Genomic DNA, 14,991 nt, shown 5'->3' on the forward strand with positions numbered 1-14,991 from the left:
GGGCCTACAGGTAGTACCGGGACACCGACTCCGCCACGCAGACCGGCTTGTCGCCGCCCTCGCGCTCCACGGTGAAGGCGACGTTCACCTGGACGCCGCCGGTGACGTCGGTGACGCCGGTGATCGTGGCGGTGGCGCGCAGCCGGGAGCCGACCGGGACGGGTGCGGGGAAACGGACCTTCTCGGTGCCGTAGTTCACGCCCATCTTCACGCCCTCGACCTCGATCAGCTGGGGGCCGAAGAGCGGGAGCAGTGACAGGGTCAGGTACCCGTGCGCGATGGTCGTCCCGAACGGACCGGCGGCCGCCCTCTCCGGGTCGACGTGGATCCACTGGTGGTCGCCGGTCGCCTCGGCGAACAGGTCTATCCGCTTCTGGTCGATCTCCACCCAGTCGGTGTGGCCCAGCTGTTCGCCCACGGCCGTCCTCAACTCGTCGGGGGAGGTGAAGATCCTAGGTTCTGCCATGTTCCCGGCCCTCTCGCGGTCGTGCGTCCCTGCCTGATCAAAAACTAAGCGACTGCTTAGCATGGTCGTGTGTGTGCTCCCTGTCAACGGACCGCGACGCGGCCGGGTCGGTAGGCTCTGCGGGGTGCCGCAGATTCCCGAGAAGATCCAAGAGCTGAGCGTCGGCCAGTTGTCCGCACGCAGCGGCGCCGCCGTCTCCGCGCTCCACTTCTACGAGGCCAAGGGGCTCATCAGCAGTCGGCGGACCACCGGCAACCAGCGCCGCTACAGCCGCGACACGCTGCGCCGGGTGGCCTTCGTCCGCGCGGCACAACGCGTCGGGATCCCCCTGGCCACCATTCGCGAGGCCCTCGGCGAACTCCCCGAGGAACGCACCCCGACCCGTCAGGACTGGGCCCGTCTCTCGCAGGCGTGGCGTGCCGAACTGGACGAACGCATCAGGCAGCTCAACCGGTTGCGCGACCACCTCACCGACTGCATCGGCTGCGGCTGCCTCTCGCTGGACACCTGCGTACTGTCCAACCCGGACGACGCCTTCGGTGAACGCGCGGCCGGGTCCCGGCTGCTGCCGGAGCGGGCGAACCGGGACCGCTGACCACCGTCGTCCGGACCGGACCGGCCACGGGGCGGGACGCTCCCGGCCGGGGCGCGTGGGCAGGTGTGCGACCCCCGCGCCCCGGGGTGACCCGACAGGCGGGTCCCAGGGTGCGGAGGCACCCGGTGGGCTACTCGAACTCCGTTCCGCCCTTGCGGGTCAGATACGCGCCGCTGACCGCCTTGGCGATCGCCCGGCCGCCGGTCACCGCGCTGTAGCGCTCCACCACCGGCCGTATCACCACGCCCTCCCGCAGGTGCAGGGCACGCCCCGACACGGATTCCCGCCCGGTGGCGGTCTCCAGGACCCGGTCGGCGTCGTACGGGCCCACGAACAGGCGTGGCACCAGCGGCAGTTCACCCGTCAGGAACTCCGCCGGGTCCAGCCATCGCACCTCCTGGCCGATCTCCGCCGAGAGGTCGAACGCGGCGTACCCGAGCGACTCGCGGCGGCCGTCGGCGCCGTACGTCAGGTCCTGGACGCCGGCTCCGTACACCTCGCCGAAGATCCCGACCCGCCGCGCTCCGAGCCGCGCGGCGAGGCGGGCGGCAGCCTCGGCCACACCGTGGCCCCGGACGGCACGCCAGTACAGGTTGCGAGGATCCTCGCGCAGCGCCAGCGACTTCGCGCCGAAGCCCTTCGAGGAGACGTGCACCCGGTCCTGTTCGGCGACATAGGTGAGCAGGCACGCCGAACCGTGGATCTTCTCCGTGAGGACCACCGGCTCACCGGGCTCGAAGACACCCGGGTAGCGCTGGATGTTCTCGATGTCCACCCAGGGCATCAGAGCGGGGGCCGGCTCGACGTCGCCGCTCATCGTCGGCGGCACCGGCGGTACCCATTTGGTGATGCCGAGGGCCTCCGCGAAGTCGGTGCCGTCGGCGGCCGCCCGCCCCAGGTCCACACCGGCCAGCGCCTTCGGCCGGCACACGATCCCCTGCGACAGCTCACCGCGCAGCCGAACCGCCTTCACCCGGTCCGCGTTGCTCCCCGCCAGCCGTCCGGTCAGCCCCAGTTCCTCGATCAGCCCGGCCGGCAGCACCGACTGCTCGGGGATGTACACGGCGGCCTCCCCGGTGCGGTACGCGCCCTTGGCCACGACCGCGCGGTAGAGACCCACCTGGGCCAGCTCCAACGCGTCGGCATCGGGGTGTTCATGGACCGTCAGCACTTCGGCGGTGACGCGCAGCGTCGACATCGGTTCTCCTCGCTCGGACGGGGACGGGGCCCCTCAGCCGGGTGTCATCGACCCCCACTGTCCGGACGGGAAACGGGTGGAACCAGCGGATTACCCCCTGCTAAGGGCTGTCCCGTAATCCCCGGCGGGCGCACGACGACAGCTACGGCACCTCGCGGCGTTGTCGGGGTCGCCCGAATACGCCCGGTATGAGGGCGACCCTCCGCCTTGCGATGCACCGCATCTGACGCCGTGCGCCGACCCACCGGGGATTACGGGACAGCCCTTAGCGTCGCGGCCGTCGGTGATGGGGAGGTGCGGTCACCGGGTGGGATGGGGGTGCGGCATCCCCGGCGCACCCCCGTGTGGTCAGGCCGACATGAGCAGACGCCCGCGCCTGGCATAGGCCAGGGCCTCGGGGGTGAGCACCGGACGCGGCACCAGGATTCCGCAGTCCGCGCAGACCGGACCGGCGGAGGGCTCGTGGTCCAGGTCGTACTTCCAGATGAGGTGCTCCCCGGCGCACACCGGGCAGACCGCGCCCGGTTCGCGCTCCAGGGCGGCGATCAGCCGTCGCAGCACCTCGGCCAGTGGTTCGTCGGGGTGGACCCTCGGGTCGTCGCACCAGGCCACTCCGAACCCGCCCCAGGTCAGCCGGTGCCAGTCGTCCACGCTGCCCGGGCGGCGCAGCCCGTCGTGCTTCTCCTTCTTGCGGCGGGAGGCGAACTCGACCTCGTAGGCCAGCCACACCGTGCGCGCCTCTTCCAACTCCTCCAGTGCGCCCACGAGGCGCGCCGGGTCGGGGGACCGGTCCTCGGGATCGAACCCGGCCCGCGAGCAGAGATGGTCCCAGGTCGCGCGGTGGCCGTAGGGAGCGAACCGCTCCAGGCACTTGCGCAGCGAATAACGCCGTAGCGCCAGATCACACCGTGGGTCTCGCACCTGTCTCGCCAGACTCCGGAAACCTGCCATCGCCCTGCACCTCCGTCACACCTGCACCTGTACTTCGGTCACTTCGGCGGCGTCGCACCGACTTCGCGCGGCGTTGCCGTATAGACGTATCGACACTCGAATCGGCTCCATCCGATTTCCGATGCCGTCCATAAGGCCGCCCGCCTTGACCGACGGCCGGTGACGCGACCGACTCGGGCGACCACTCCAAAACTTGACGCATGTTCATCTTCAATCTCGGGGATACCGGCGGTAACGTCCGGCACCACCCCCGTCGTGAGGAGTCGCCATGCCCCGGCGCACCAGACATCACGCGTTGTTCGACAGACTGAGAACTCCCCGCAAGCTCCCCGGGTTCCTGAAAGCGGCATCTGTATGCGTCCTCGTCGCCGGTCTGCTCTCCCCGCTGGCCCAGGCGACTCCGGCCGCGGCGGCCACGGCCTCCAACGACTACTGCGGCGGCCAGTGTTCGGACATCTTGCCGCCCGGCGAGAACGGAAACGCCACTCTCGCCCAGGTTCTCCTCAACCAGATCTTCGGCACCCAGCCCGCGCACGCCGAGGACCAGCTCGGCCCCTACAACAACCTGGCCACCGGCTACTCCGGCCTCACCGACGCGAAGATCAACACGTTCTTCAACGACTCCTCGTTCGGCGTCGCCTCCGACCAGGTCGCCTCCACGGAGAGCCCGGCGGGCCGCAGTGACGTGACGATCGTCCGCGACAAGAAGACCGGTGTGCCGCACATCACCGGTACCACCAGATACGGCACCGAGTTCGGAGCCGGCTACGCGGCCGCCGAGGACCGGCTGTGGCTGATGGACGTGTTCCGGCACGTCGGCCGCGGCCAGCTCACCACCTTCGCCGGCGGCGCCGCCTCCAACCAGGGCCTCGAGCAGCAGTTCTACCGCAACGCCCCGTACACCGAGGCCGACCTCCAGGCGCAGATCGACAACGCCGTCGCGAACAACGGCAGCCGAGGCCAGCAGGCCCTCGCGGACGCCAACGCCTACCTCGCCGGCATCAACTCCTACATAGACGCCTCCGACAGCGGCCGCTACTTCCCCGGCGAGTACGTCCTGACCGGTCACAAGGACTCGATCACCAACGCCGGCACCATCGACCACTTCAAGATCACCGATCTGGTGGCGCTGGCCTCCGTCATCGGCTCGCTGTTCGGTTCGGGCGGCGGCGGCGAGGTCAGCAACGCCGTCTCGCTGCTCGCCGCCCAGCAGCAGTACGGCGTCGAGCAGGGCACCAAGGTCTGGGAGTCGTTCCGCGAGCGCAACGACCCCGAGGCCGCCCTCACCGTCCACAACGGCGAGAGCTTCCCGTACGGCACCAAGCCCGCCGACCCCCAGGGCGAGGCGCTGCCGGACTCCGGTTCGGTGACCACCGAGCCGCTGGTCTACGACGCCACCGGCACCGGCGCCTCCCAGAGCGCCTCCGCCGCCTCGGCCGCCGCCACCGCGACCGCCCTCAGCTCGGCCCGGCGCGGGATGTCCAACGCGCTGGTGGTCAGCGGCAAGTACACCGCGAGCGGCCACCCGGTCGCCGTCTTCGGACCGCAGACCGGCTACTTCGCCCCGCAGCTGCTCATGCTCCAGGAGATCCAGGGCCCCGGCATCAGCGCCCGCGGCGCCTCCTTCGCCGGTCTGAGCATGTACGTCGAGCTCGGCCGCGGCCAGGACTACGCCTGGTCCGCCACCACATCCGGCCAGGACATCATCGACAGCTACGCCGTCGAACTCTGCCAGGACGACTACCACTACCTGTTCCACGGCACCTGCACGGCCATGGACAAGGTCGAGCAGAAGAACTCCTGGAAGCCGACGACCGCCGACGGCACGGCTGCCGGCTCGTACACCATGCGCGTGTGGAAGACGAAGTACGGCCCCGTCCAGTACCGGGCCACCGTCGGCGGGAAGAAGGTCGCCTACACCACCCTGCGCTCCTCCTACATGCACGAGGCCGACTCGATCATCGGCTTCCAGATGCTCAACGACCCCGACTACGTGAAGAGCCCCGCGACCTTCCAGAGCGCGGCGCAGCACATCAACTTCACCTTCAACTGGTTCTACGCCGACTCCGCGCACACCGCGTACTACAACAGCGGCGACAACCCGGTGCGCCCGAGCGGTGTCGACCCCGAGTTCCCGGTCTGGGGCCAGGCCGCCTACGAGTGGCAGAACTGGAACCCGGCCACCAACACCGCCGACTACACCCCGGCCTCCCAGCACCCCAACTCCGTCGACCAGGACTACTACGTCTCCTGGAACAACAAGCAGGCGCTGAACTACACCACGGCGAGCTGGGGCGACGGCTCCGTGCACCGCGGCAACCTGCTCGACGACCGGGTGAAGAAGCTCGTCGCGGCCGGGGGAGTCACCCGCACCTCCCTCGTCAAGGCGATGGCGGACGCGTCGCTCACCGACCTGCGGGCCGAGGACGTGCTGCCGGACCTGCTGAAGGTCGTCAACAGCAGTACGGTGACCGACTCCACGGCCGCCGCCGCCGTCGCCAAGCTGCAGACCTGGCTGACCGCGGGCGGCAAACGCACCGAGACCTCGGCCGGTTCGAAGACCTACGCCGACGCCGACGCCGTGCGGATCCTGGACGCCTGGTGGCCGCTGCTGGTGAAGGCCGAGTTCCAGCCCGGCCTCGGCGCCGGCCTGTACACCGCGCTCGGCGCCAACCTGCCGATCGACGAGACCCCGTCGGCCGCCCACGGGCCCACCGGCTCGCACGCGGGAAGCTCCTTCCAGTACGGCTGGTGGAGCTATGTCGACAAGGACATCCGGTCGGTGCTCGGGCAGAGCGTGTCGGGTCCGCTGGCCGAGAAGTACTGCGGCGGCGGCAGCCTCAGCGCCTGCCGGGACATCCTGATCAGCACGCTGAAGACGGCGGCCGGCACGAGCGCGTCCACCGTCTACCCCGGGGACTCCCTGTGCTCGGCAGGCGACCAGTGGTGTGCCGACTCGATCGTCCAGCGCACCCTGGGCGGCATCAAGCACTACAACATCAGCTGGCAGAACCGCCCGACCTTCCAGCAGGTCGTGGAGTTCACCTCGCACCGCTGAGCCGGCCGCGTCCATGGCGGCGGGGTCAGCCGATCCGCCCCGCCGCCAGCACCACCCTCGCCAGTTCGGGGTGCACGATGTCGCTGTGCGCCCCGCACGGCGGGCCGCCCCTGCGGACGACCGCCGCCGCGTCGACGTTCACACAGCCCGACGCGGCGAGCGGGCCGCGCAGCGCCGCCGCCAGGTCCAGCGACCGGGTGCCCGGCACCGCCTGCACCCCGTCGTGCCCCATCGCACCCCACCGGGCGCCCAGCAGCCCGCCCACGTCCACGCCCAGCAGCGACTCGTCGTCGTCCGCCATCCGCGAGGCCAGCGGGTACATGGTGCCGAGCGCGCCGTCGAAGCGCGAGTGACAGCACACCAGCGGGCCGTCGATCCGGTTCTCCTGGCCCTGCAGCACCCCGCCCGCACGCGCGTCGTGGGGCAGCCGGGCGGCGAACGCGTAGTGCGAGAAGGCGCCTTGCAGCAGCGTCACGGACTTCACCGTCCGCACCCCGTCCGGCAGCCCGCGCAGCGCGAACGACACCAGCCGGCCGCCGAAGCTGTGCCCGACCAGATGCACCCGCAGCGACGGGGCGACACCTGCCAGCCGGCCGACCACCCGTCCGAGCCCGCGCTCACCGACGGTCCCGGCGCGCCGCTTCATCGCGTAGTACGTCGCCTGCCGCAGCAGCTCCTTGGCGCCGTCCCAGGGGTCGGGCAACGCGAACCCCTCGGCGTGGGGCCCCTGCCGGAGCGCGGCCAGCGCCTGCGCGAACTGTGCGCACAGAGCCGTCGTGTCCTCGCCGAACAGCACCGGCTCGCTCTGCGGGACGCCCTCGGCGATCGTGTCCGCCGCGAACAGCGGCTGGGGGCCGCCCGGCAGGACCTCCACGAGCAGCCGTACCAGCCGGCCGAACTCCGCCAGCTCGTTCGCCGGGCGCTGGTCCAGCATCCGGGCGATCTGGTCGACCACGGTGGCCCGCCCGGGGAAGGTGTCCAGGAGCGCGTGCCGGGTGTCCTTGTCGAGGACGGGGGCCGGTCCCTCCTGGGCCTCCGTGGCCACCACGGACCTCGGGAAGTCGGGGATCGGCTCGTCGCAGAACCGCATCGACGGCCACACCACCCCGACGTACCCGATCCTCGCGTCCGGCACCAGCTCCGGGATCGGCGCGAAGAACCGCCGGTACAGGGAGGTCGCCTCCCCGCGGTCGTTGTTCCAGCCGTGCGCGAAGACGATCAGATCGCGCAGGCCGTGCCCCGCCACCTCGCCCAGCAGCCGGTCGCGTTCGGTGCCGTCCGGGTCGCCGTCGGCGTCGAAGGCCAGCTCCCAGTAGGGAGCCACACTCATCCCAGGATCGGCCATACCAGGCTCCTCGTGCCCCGAACCGGTGCGATGTGGGCGCATCGTCCCGCCGCCGGGCAGGGTTGGCCATACGACGCGCCTCACCCGTAGAGGAGAAATTCCTTTCGGATCCGGCCGAACGCGGCGAGTTCGTCCTGCCAGGAGCCGACGATCTCGTCGGTGCCGGCGCCCGCGTCCGTCATGGTGCGCACGGTCGTGGACCCGGTGAGCGTGTCGATCCAGTGGTCCTCCCGCCAGGCGAAGCCGCTCCACACCTTCTTGGCCGTGACCAGGAGCGCGATCCCGGTGCGGACGGGGTCGTAGGCGGCCCGGTCGTGCACGTGGATCTGCACCCCGCCCGCCGTTCTGCCCTGGAACTTGGAGAACGTGGGCGTGAAGTACGCCTCCCGGAACCGCACGCCCGGCAGGCCCAGCGCGTTGACGGCGGCCGCCCACCGCGCGTCGACGCCCTCCGCGCCGAGCAGTTCGAACGGTCGGGTCGTGCCCCGTCCCTCGGACAGGTTCGTGCCCTCGAAGAGGCAGGTGCCGGAGTACACGAGGGCGGTGTCCGGGGTGGGCATGTTGGGGCTCGGCGGCACCCAGGGCAGCCCGTAGGCGTCGTGGAAGCGGTCGCGCAGCCAGCCCGTCATCGGCACGACGTCCAGCCCGACCGGGGTGGTCAGGAACTCCGCGTTGAACAGCTTCGCGAGCTCGGCGACCGTCATCCCGTGCGCCTGCGCGATCGGCTGCCGGCCCACGAAACTGGCGAACTCCCGGTGCAGGACCGGGCCCTGGGCGGCGCGCCCGGTCACCGGGTTCGGGCGGTCGAGCACGACGAAGCGCTTGCCCGCCAGCTGCGCGGCCTCCATGCAGTCGTACAGAGTCCAGATGTAGGTGTAGAAGCGGGCGCCGACGTCCTGGATGTCGAAGACGACGGTGTCCACGCCGGAGGCGGTGAAGACGTCGGCGAGCGGCCGTCCGCTCTTGAGGTAGGTGTCGTAGACCGGCAGGCCGGTCGCCGGGTCGTCGTAACGGCCCTCGGAGCCGCCCGCCTGGGCGGTGCCGCGGAATCCGTGCTCGGGCCCGAAGACCGCGGTCAGCCGGACCCGGGGGTCGGCGTGCATGACGTCGACGATGTGCCGGACGTCGGTGGTGATGCCGGTGGGGTTGGTGACGACGCCGACCTTCCTGTCGTCGAGCAGGGCGTAGCCGTCGGCGGAGAGACGGTCGAAGCCGGTCTCCAGGCGGGCCTCGTGGCGGCCGGGTGCGTCGGCCGGGGACGCCGCGGGCATGGGCATCACGGCCGCCGCCGTGGCCGCGGCGAGCACACCGCGTCTGGAAGGGCGCCGCATGAGAGACCTCCGTCGTCGACCGGGTGCGGGTCCTGCAATGGCTGGTCGCGTGGTTCCCCACGCCCCTATGGGGTGTGACAGCCGCCCTATCCTCAAACATACCGACCGGTTAGTGTGTCGTGACTGGGCCGTGTTGTTTCGCGTCGTGTCGAAGGAGACCGATGGTGGGAGCCGTGCAGGATGCCGGAGTCGTCGTCACCGGGGCGGGAGGCGGCATCGGGGCCGCCCTCGCCCGGCGGTTCGCCGCCGAAGGGGCCCGGGTCGTGGTGAACGACCTGGACGGGGACAGGGCCGCCGCCGTCGCCGAGGAGATCGGCGGGATCGCCCTCCCGGGTGACGCGTCCGGCATCGTCGGTGCCGCCCGGGACGCGCTCGGCGGCACCGTCGACATCTACTGCGCCAACGCCGGGCTCGGCTCCGGCGGTTCCGAGGCGGCCGACGCGGACGTCTGGGCCGCCGCCTGGGACGTCAACGTCATGGCCCATGTGCGGGCCGCCCAGGAACTGGTGCCGGACTGGCTGGAGCGGGGCGCCGGGCGGTTCGTGTCCACCGTGTCCGCCGCCGGACTGCTCACCATGATCGGCGCCGCGCCGTACAGCGTGACCAAGCACGGCGCGTACGCCTTCGCCGAATGGCTCTCCCTGACCTACCGGCACCGGGGACTCAAGGTGCACGCGATCTGCCCGCAGGGCGTACGCACCGACATGCTCGCCGCCACCGGCAGCGCGGGCGACCTGGTGCTCCAGCCGACCGCGATCGAGCCGGCGGCGGTCGCCGACGCCCTGTTCGAGGGGATGGCCGAGGACCGCTTCCTGATCCTCCCGCACCCCGAGGTCGCCGAGTTCTACCGGGCGCGGGCGGCCGCCCCGGACCGCTGGCTGACCAACATGAACCACATCCAGCAGAAGTGGGAGGCCACCCTGTGACCCGGTCGCGGACCGATTCGCTCTACGCCGCCAAGCCCTGGGTGGCGCTCCTCGACGAGGCCCAGCGCGGCCCGGTCGATCCCCCCGCCTCGATGGTGCACGCGCTGCGTGCCGCCGTCGCCGAGGCGCCCGACCGCACCTTCCTCGCCTACTTCGACGCCCGGCTCAGCTTCCGCGAGGTCGACGAGCTGACCGACTCCGTCGCCGCCCACCTCGCCGAGCGCGGCCTGGAGCGCGGGGACCGGGTCGCCGTGATCCTGCAGAACTCGCCGCACTTCGTGCTCGCGCTGCTCGGCGCCTGGAAGGCCGGCGCGACCGTCGTACCGGTCAACCCGATGTACAAGTCGGGCGAGGTCGGTCACGTCCTGCGGGACGGCGAGGTGGCCGCGCTGGTCTGCTCGCAGCGGGCCTGGGAGTCGTACCTGCGCGACACGGCCGCCGGCTCCACGGTGCGGATCGTCCTCACCGCCAGCGAACTGGACTTCCAGACCCGCGACGACACCCGCGTGCTGGCCTTCGAGCGGCTGCCGCAGGCCGCCGACGCCGAGGACCTGGTGGCGGTGGCCCGCCGGGGCGGCACGGCCCCGGAGGGACGCGACCCGGTACCGTCCGACATCGCGCTGATCAGCTACACCTCGGGGACGAGCGGCACCCCCAAGGGCGCCATCAACCTGCACGGCAACATCATGTACAACGCCGAGCGGCAGAAGACCGGGCTCGGCCTGCCGGACGCGCCCGTGTACTACGCCCTGGCGCCCCTCTTCCACATCACCGGCATGGTCTGCCAGCTCGGCGCCTGTCTGAACAGCACGGGCACGCTGGTGCTGACGTACCGCTTCGAGCCGGGCCTGGTCCTGGAGGCGTTCGCCGAGCACCGGCCGCACTACACGGTCGGCCCCTCCACCGCCTTCATGGCCCTGGCCGCCCACCCGGACGTCACCCCGGAGCACTTCGCCTCCTTCGCGAACATCTCCTCCGGCGGAGCGCCCCTGCCCCCGGCCCTGGTGGAGAAGTTCCGGGCCGGTTACGGGCCGTACATCAGGAACGGCTACGGCCTCACCGAGTGCACCGCGCCCTGCGCCTCCGTGCCGCCGTCCCTGGAGGCGCCCGTGGACCCGGTCTCCGGGACCCTCGCCGTCGGGGTGCCCGGCCCGGACACGGTCGTGCGGATCGTCGACGACGCGGGCAACGAGCTGCCGTTCGGCGAGCAGGGCGAGATCCTCGTCCGCGGGCCGCAGGTCGTGCCCGGGTACTGGCGGCGGCCCGAGGCCACCGCCGAGACCTTCCCGGACGGCGAACTGCGCACCGGCGACATCGGCTTCATGGACCCGCAGGGCTGGCTGTACGTCGTCGACCGCAAGAAGGACATGATCAACGCGTCCGGCTTCAAGGTCTGGCCGCGCGAGGTCGAGGACGTCCTGTACACCCATCCGGCGGTACGCGAGGCGGCCGTCGTCGGCGTGCCCGACGGCTACCGTGGGGAGACCGTCAAGGCGTACATCAGTCTCCGCCCCGGCGCTGCAACCGACGCGGACGATCTGGCCCTCTATTGCAAGGAGAGGCTGGCCGCCTACAAATATCCGCGGCTGGTGGAGATCCTGCCCGACCTGCCGAAGACGGCAAGTGGGAAGATCCTCCGACGGGAACTTCGTTCCCGACCGCAACAGGGTTAGCAGACATACGAGAGAGGCGGGTGGCGGCAGTGCCAAGGACGACGGACGGCGACGGAGCACCTGTTCCGCAGCGGCTCCTCGCCGCCGCCACCCGGCTCTTCGCGGAGCAGGGCTACGACCGCACCTCCGTGCAGGAGATCGTGGAGGCGGCAGGCGTCACCAAGGGAGCGCTGTACCACTACTTCGGCTCCAAGGACGATCTGCTGCACGAGGTGTACGCGCGCGTGCTGCGCGTGCAGCAGGAGCGGCTGGACGCCTTCGCGAACGCGGACGAGCCGATCGAGAAGCGGCTGCGGGGCGCGGCGGCGGACGTGGTCGTCACGACCATCGAGAACCTCGACGACGCGTCGATCTTCTTCCGCTCCATGCACCACCTGAGCCCGGAGAAGAACAAGCAGGTGCGCGCCGAGCGCCGCCGCTACCACGAGCGCTTCCGCGCGCTGATCGAGGAGGGCCAGCGCGAGGGCGTCTTCTCCACCGCCACCCCGGCCGACCTGGTGGTGGACTACCACTTCGGTTCGATCCACCACCTGTCCACCTGGTACCGGCCGGACGGCCCGATGACCCCCCAGCAGGTCGCCGACCAGCTCGCCGACCTGCTGCTGCGGGCCCTGCGGCCCTGACCGGCCCGGGAAGCCGGGCGACCGTGACGTGGGAGGGGCCCCGGCCGCACGGCCGGGGCCCCTCCCACGTGGTCCGCCTACACGTACTTCTTCAGCTCCCGCCGAGCCAGCGAGCGCTGGTGGACCTCGTCCGGGCCGTCGGCGATCATCAGGGTCCGGGCCCCGGCGTACAGGTCGGCCAGCGGGAAGTCCTGGCTGACACCGCCCGCGCCGTGCAGCTGGATCGCCCGGTCGATGATGCCGACCACGGCACGCGGGGTGGCGATCTTGATGGACTGGATCTCGGTGTGGGCGCCCCGGTTGCCGACGGTGTCCATCAGCCAGGCGGTCTTCAGGACCAGCAGCCGCAGCGACTCGACGGTCACCCGGGCGTCCGCGATCCAGTTGTGGACCACTCCCTGGTGCGCCAGCTCCTTGCCGAAGGCGGTGCGGGACACGGCCCGCCGGCACATCAGCTCGATCGCCCGCTCGGCCATGCCGATCAGCCGCATGCAGTGGTGGATCCGGCCCGGGCCGAGCCGGGCCTGGGCGATGGCGAAGCCGCCGCCCTCCTCGCCGACCAGGTTCGACACCGGCACGCGCGCGTGGTCGAAGACCACCTCGGCGTGGCCGCCGTGCGAGTGGTCCTCGTAGCCGAAGACCTTCATCGCGCGCTTCACGGTGACACCCGGGGTGTCGCGCGGGACCAGGACCATGGACTGCTGGCGCCGGATGTCGGCGCCGTCCGGGTCGGTCTTGCCCATCACGATGAAGATCCTGCAGTCCGGGTTCATCGCCCCGGAGATGTACCACTTGCGTCCGGTGATGACGTAGTCGTCGCCGTCCCGCTCGATGTGCGTGGTGATGTTGGTGGCGTCGGAGGAGGCCACCTCCGGCTCGGTCATGGCGAACGCGGAGCGGATCTCACCGGCGAGCAGCGGCTCCAGCCACTGCTTCTTCTGCGCCTCGTCGGCGAACTGGGCCAGCACCTCCATGTTGCCGGTGTCCGGGGCCGCGCAGTTCAGCGCGGTGGGCGCCAGGTGCGGGGAGCGGCCGGTGATCTCGGCGAGGGGCGCGTACTGGAGGTTGGTGAGGCCCGCGCCGTACTCGGCGTCGGGGAGGAAGAGGTTCCACAGGCCCTGCCTGCGCGCCTCCGCCTTCAGCTCGCCGACCACGGCCGGGGTGTCCCACGGCGAGGCGAGCGCGGCGCGCTGCTCCTCGGCGACCGCCTCGGCCGGGTACACGTACTCGTCCATGAAGGCGAGCAGCTTGGCGCGGAGTTCCTCGGTGCGCGCGTCGAACGCGAAGTCCATGGCCGGTCAGCCTTCCTGAAGAGTGGTCAGTCCGTGGTCGATGAAGACGGGCACGAGTTCGCCGATGCGGTCGAAGCCCTGTCCGAGTGTCTGGCCCTGCGTGTACCGGTAGTGGATGCCCTCCAGGATCACGGCGAGCTTGAACCAGGCGAACGCCGTGTACCAGGCGATGTGCGAGACGTCCCGCCCGGAGCGGGCCGCGTAGCGCTCGACCAGTTCCCGCGGGTCCGGGTGGCCGGGCGCCTCGGCGGTCGTCGACACGGGGGAGTCGGGCGTGCCCAGCGGCTTGCTGTACATCACCAGCAGGCCCAGGTCGGTGAGCGGGTCACCGAGCGTGGACATCTCCCAGTCGAGGATCGCCTTGATCCGGTCGTCGTCGCCGATCAGCACGTTGTCGAGCCGGTAGTCGCCGTGGATCACGGTGGGCGCGGGGGAGCCGGGCAGCCGGCGGCCCAGGGTGGCGTGCAGTTCGTCGATGCCGGCCAGCTCCCGGTTGCGGGAGGCGTCCAGCTGCTTGCCCCAGCGGCGCAGCTGCCGGTCCAGGAACCCCTCGGGGCGCCCGAAGTCGGCGAGGCCGACCTCCTCAGGGTCCACGGCGTGCAGCTCGACGAGGGTGTCGACGAGGGACAGCACGGCGTCGCGGGTGCGCTCGGGGCCGAGCGGGACGAGCTGGTCGGAGGTGCGGTACGGGGTGCCCGCCACGAACTCCATCACGTAGAACGGGGCGCCGAGGACCTCGGTGTCCTCGCACAGCAGTACCGGCCGCGGCACCGGGACCTCGGTCGGGTACAGCGCGCTGATCACCCGGTGTTCGCGCTTCATGTCGTGCGCGGTGGCCAGGACGTGACCCAGCGGCGGCCGCCGTACCACCCACTTCGAGGTGGCGTCGGAGACCGCGTAGGTGAGGTTCGACCGTCCGCCCTCGATCAGCCTTCCGGTCAGCGGACCGTTCGCCAGGCCGGGGCGCTCGCGGTCGAGCAGTCCGCGCAGCCGGTCGAGATCCAGTCCGGGCGGGTGGTCGGGGCTCATGCATCGCTCCTACGAACGAGTGAACAGGACCCCACACATGATGCCGACCAGTCGGTATGTCGTCCAGCCGGTGAGCCGAACGTGACCGGGACCACCCCCCGTCCCGGGCATGGAACGACGGCTCCCCGAACGCGCGGGGGAGCCGTCGAACCGGGGTCGGGCAGACCTCAGTGGTCGTCCCAGTGGCCGTTGTGCTCGGCGTGCCGGTGGCCGTCGTGCAGATAGTCGACGTGGTCGCCGTGCAGGACGCCGGTGTGGCCGCAGCCGTCGCCGTGCCGGTGGTCGTGGGCGTCGTGGGTGACGTGCCCGTCGGGCTCGCACTCGTCCCAGTGGCCGCCGTGCTCGCGGTGCAGGTGCCCGTTGTGCGCGTAGTCGACGTGGTCACCGTGCGGCACCTGGTCGTGGCCGCAGTCCGGGCCGTGGCTGTGGCCGTGCGCGGTGTGTTCCTGATGAAGGATTGTCATGGTGTTCGCCTTCGGCGGTACGGGGTCGGGAGGGTGGCGT

At 71.2% G+C, this 14,991-nt stretch carries 13 protein-coding genes; 5 read left to right on the top strand and 8 right to left on the bottom strand.

All coding sequences use genetic code 11. The annotated features are described in order from the left end of the window. Positions 1-4 precede the first annotated feature (4 nt). Complete coding sequence (locus ACFY3I_RS20770) at positions 5-466, bottom strand: MaoC family dehydratase (RefSeq protein WP_390861901.1); 462 nt, start codon at positions 464-466, stop codon at positions 5-7. Between the two features lie 124 nt (positions 467-590). On the opposite strand from ACFY3I_RS20770, the gene soxR reads away from it, so the two are divergent. Further along, a complete protein-coding gene (soxR, locus tag ACFY3I_RS20775; RefSeq protein ID WP_390861902.1) occupies positions 591-1,061 on the top strand; it encodes a redox-sensitive transcriptional activator SoxR in 471 nt (156 codons plus the stop codon). Between the two features lie 130 nt (positions 1,062-1,191). Here the strand turns inward: soxR and ACFY3I_RS20780 are convergent, their stop codons facing one another. Continuing rightward, entirely contained in the window at positions 1,192-2,259 is a 1,068-nt protein-coding gene (locus ACFY3I_RS20780; RefSeq protein WP_390861903.1) for an RNA ligase (ATP), read from the bottom strand. Positions 2,260-2,607: 348 nt separating this feature from the next. Further along, complete coding sequence (locus ACFY3I_RS20785) at positions 2,608-3,210, bottom strand: hypothetical protein (protein WP_390861904.1); 603 nt, start codon at positions 3,208-3,210, stop codon at positions 2,608-2,610. Positions 3,211-3,478: 268 nt separating this feature from the next. On the opposite strand from ACFY3I_RS20785, the gene ACFY3I_RS20790 reads away from it, so the two are divergent. Continuing rightward, a complete protein-coding gene (locus ACFY3I_RS20790; protein ID WP_390861905.1) occupies positions 3,479-6,268 on the top strand; it encodes a penicillin acylase family protein in 2,790 nt (929 codons plus the stop codon). Positions 6,269-6,293: 25 nt separating this feature from the next. Here ACFY3I_RS20790 and ACFY3I_RS20795 read toward each other — a convergent pair whose 3' ends face one another. Next, a complete protein-coding gene (locus ACFY3I_RS20795) occupies positions 6,294-7,613 on the bottom strand; it encodes a serine-threonine protein kinase (protein WP_390861906.1) in 1,320 nt (439 codons plus the stop codon). Between the two features lie 80 nt (positions 7,614-7,693). After that, a complete protein-coding gene (locus ACFY3I_RS20800; RefSeq protein WP_390861907.1) occupies positions 7,694-8,944 on the bottom strand; it encodes an exo-beta-N-acetylmuramidase NamZ domain-containing protein in 1,251 nt (416 codons plus the stop codon). A 161-nt stretch (positions 8,945-9,105) separates the two neighbouring features. Between ACFY3I_RS20800 and ACFY3I_RS20805 the strand changes: the two genes are divergently transcribed. From ACFY3I_RS20805 to ACFY3I_RS20815, 3 genes are read left to right on the top strand one after another with little or no spacing between them, the layout of a single operon-like run. Then, on the top strand, positions 9,106-9,870 hold the full coding sequence (locus ACFY3I_RS20805; protein WP_390861908.1) for an SDR family NAD(P)-dependent oxidoreductase: 765 nt from the start codon (positions 9,106-9,108) through the stop codon (positions 9,868-9,870). Further along, a complete protein-coding gene (locus ACFY3I_RS20810; RefSeq protein ID WP_390861909.1) occupies positions 9,867-11,543 on the top strand; it encodes a class I adenylate-forming enzyme family protein in 1,677 nt (558 codons plus the stop codon). The genes ACFY3I_RS20805 and ACFY3I_RS20810 overlap by 4 nt, the downstream gene beginning before the upstream one ends. 29 nt (positions 11,544-11,572) lie before the next feature. After that, positions 11,573-12,166, top strand: coding sequence for a TetR/AcrR family transcriptional regulator (locus ACFY3I_RS20815; RefSeq protein ID WP_365287998.1), 594 nt, complete (start codon positions 11,573-11,575; stop codon positions 12,164-12,166). Between the two features lie 77 nt (positions 12,167-12,243). Here the strand turns inward: ACFY3I_RS20815 and ACFY3I_RS20820 are convergent, their stop codons facing one another. From ACFY3I_RS20820 to ACFY3I_RS20830, 3 genes are all read right to left on the bottom strand, one after another. Beyond that, complete coding sequence (locus ACFY3I_RS20820) at positions 12,244-13,458, bottom strand: acyl-CoA dehydrogenase family protein (protein ID WP_390861910.1); 1,215 nt, start codon at positions 13,456-13,458, stop codon at positions 12,244-12,246. Positions 13,459-13,464: 6 nt separating this feature from the next. Continuing rightward, positions 13,465-14,487 (bottom strand): phosphotransferase family protein, encoded by a 1,023-nt coding sequence (locus ACFY3I_RS20825; protein ID WP_365287994.1) that lies wholly within the window; start codon positions 14,485-14,487, stop codon positions 13,465-13,467. Positions 14,488-14,654: 167 nt separating this feature from the next. Continuing rightward, positions 14,655-14,951: a hypothetical protein gene (locus ACFY3I_RS20830; RefSeq protein WP_365287992.1), complete on the bottom strand. Its 297-nt coding sequence runs from the start codon at positions 14,949-14,951 to the stop codon at positions 14,655-14,657. Between the last annotated feature and the right edge of the window lie 40 nt (positions 14,952-14,991).

Origin of the sequence: Streptomyces sp. NPDC001068 (assembly GCF_042897315.1) — a bacterium.
Lineage (GTDB): Bacteria > Actinomycetota > Actinomycetes > Streptomycetales > Streptomycetaceae > Streptomyces.

Bases quoted from the DNA above. Each gene is read 5' to 3' on its own strand.
- ACFY3I_RS20830 (WP_365287992.1), bottom strand. From the start codon at position 14,951: ATGACAATCCTTCATCAGGAACACACCGCGCACGGCCACAGCCACGGC.
- ACFY3I_RS20780 (WP_390861903.1), bottom strand. From the start codon at position 2,259: ATGTCGACGCTGCGCGTCACCGCCGAAGTGCTGACGGTCCATGAACAC.
- ACFY3I_RS20795 (WP_390861906.1), bottom strand. From the start codon at position 7,613: ATGGCCGATCCTGGGATGAGTGTGGCTCCCTACTGGGAGCTGGCCTTC.
- ACFY3I_RS20770 (WP_390861901.1), bottom strand. From the start codon at position 466: ATGGCAGAACCTAGGATCTTCACCTCCCCCGACGAGTTGAGGACGGCC.
- ACFY3I_RS20790 (WP_390861905.1), top strand. From the start codon at position 3,479: ATGCCCCGGCGCACCAGACATCACGCGTTGTTCGACAGACTGAGAACT.
- ACFY3I_RS20800 (WP_390861907.1), bottom strand. From the start codon at position 8,944: ATGCGGCGCCCTTCCAGACGCGGTGTGCTCGCCGCGGCCACGGCGGCG.
- ACFY3I_RS20825 (WP_365287994.1), bottom strand. From the start codon at position 14,487: ATGAGCCCCGACCACCCGCCCGGACTGGATCTCGACCGGCTGCGCGGA.
- ACFY3I_RS20805 (WP_390861908.1), top strand. From the start codon at position 9,106: ATGGTGGGAGCCGTGCAGGATGCCGGAGTCGTCGTCACCGGGGCGGGA.
- ACFY3I_RS20785 (WP_390861904.1), bottom strand. From the start codon at position 3,210: ATGGCAGGTTTCCGGAGTCTGGCGAGACAGGTGCGAGACCCACGGTGT.
- ACFY3I_RS20820 (WP_390861910.1), bottom strand. From the start codon at position 13,458: ATGGACTTCGCGTTCGACGCGCGCACCGAGGAACTCCGCGCCAAGCTG.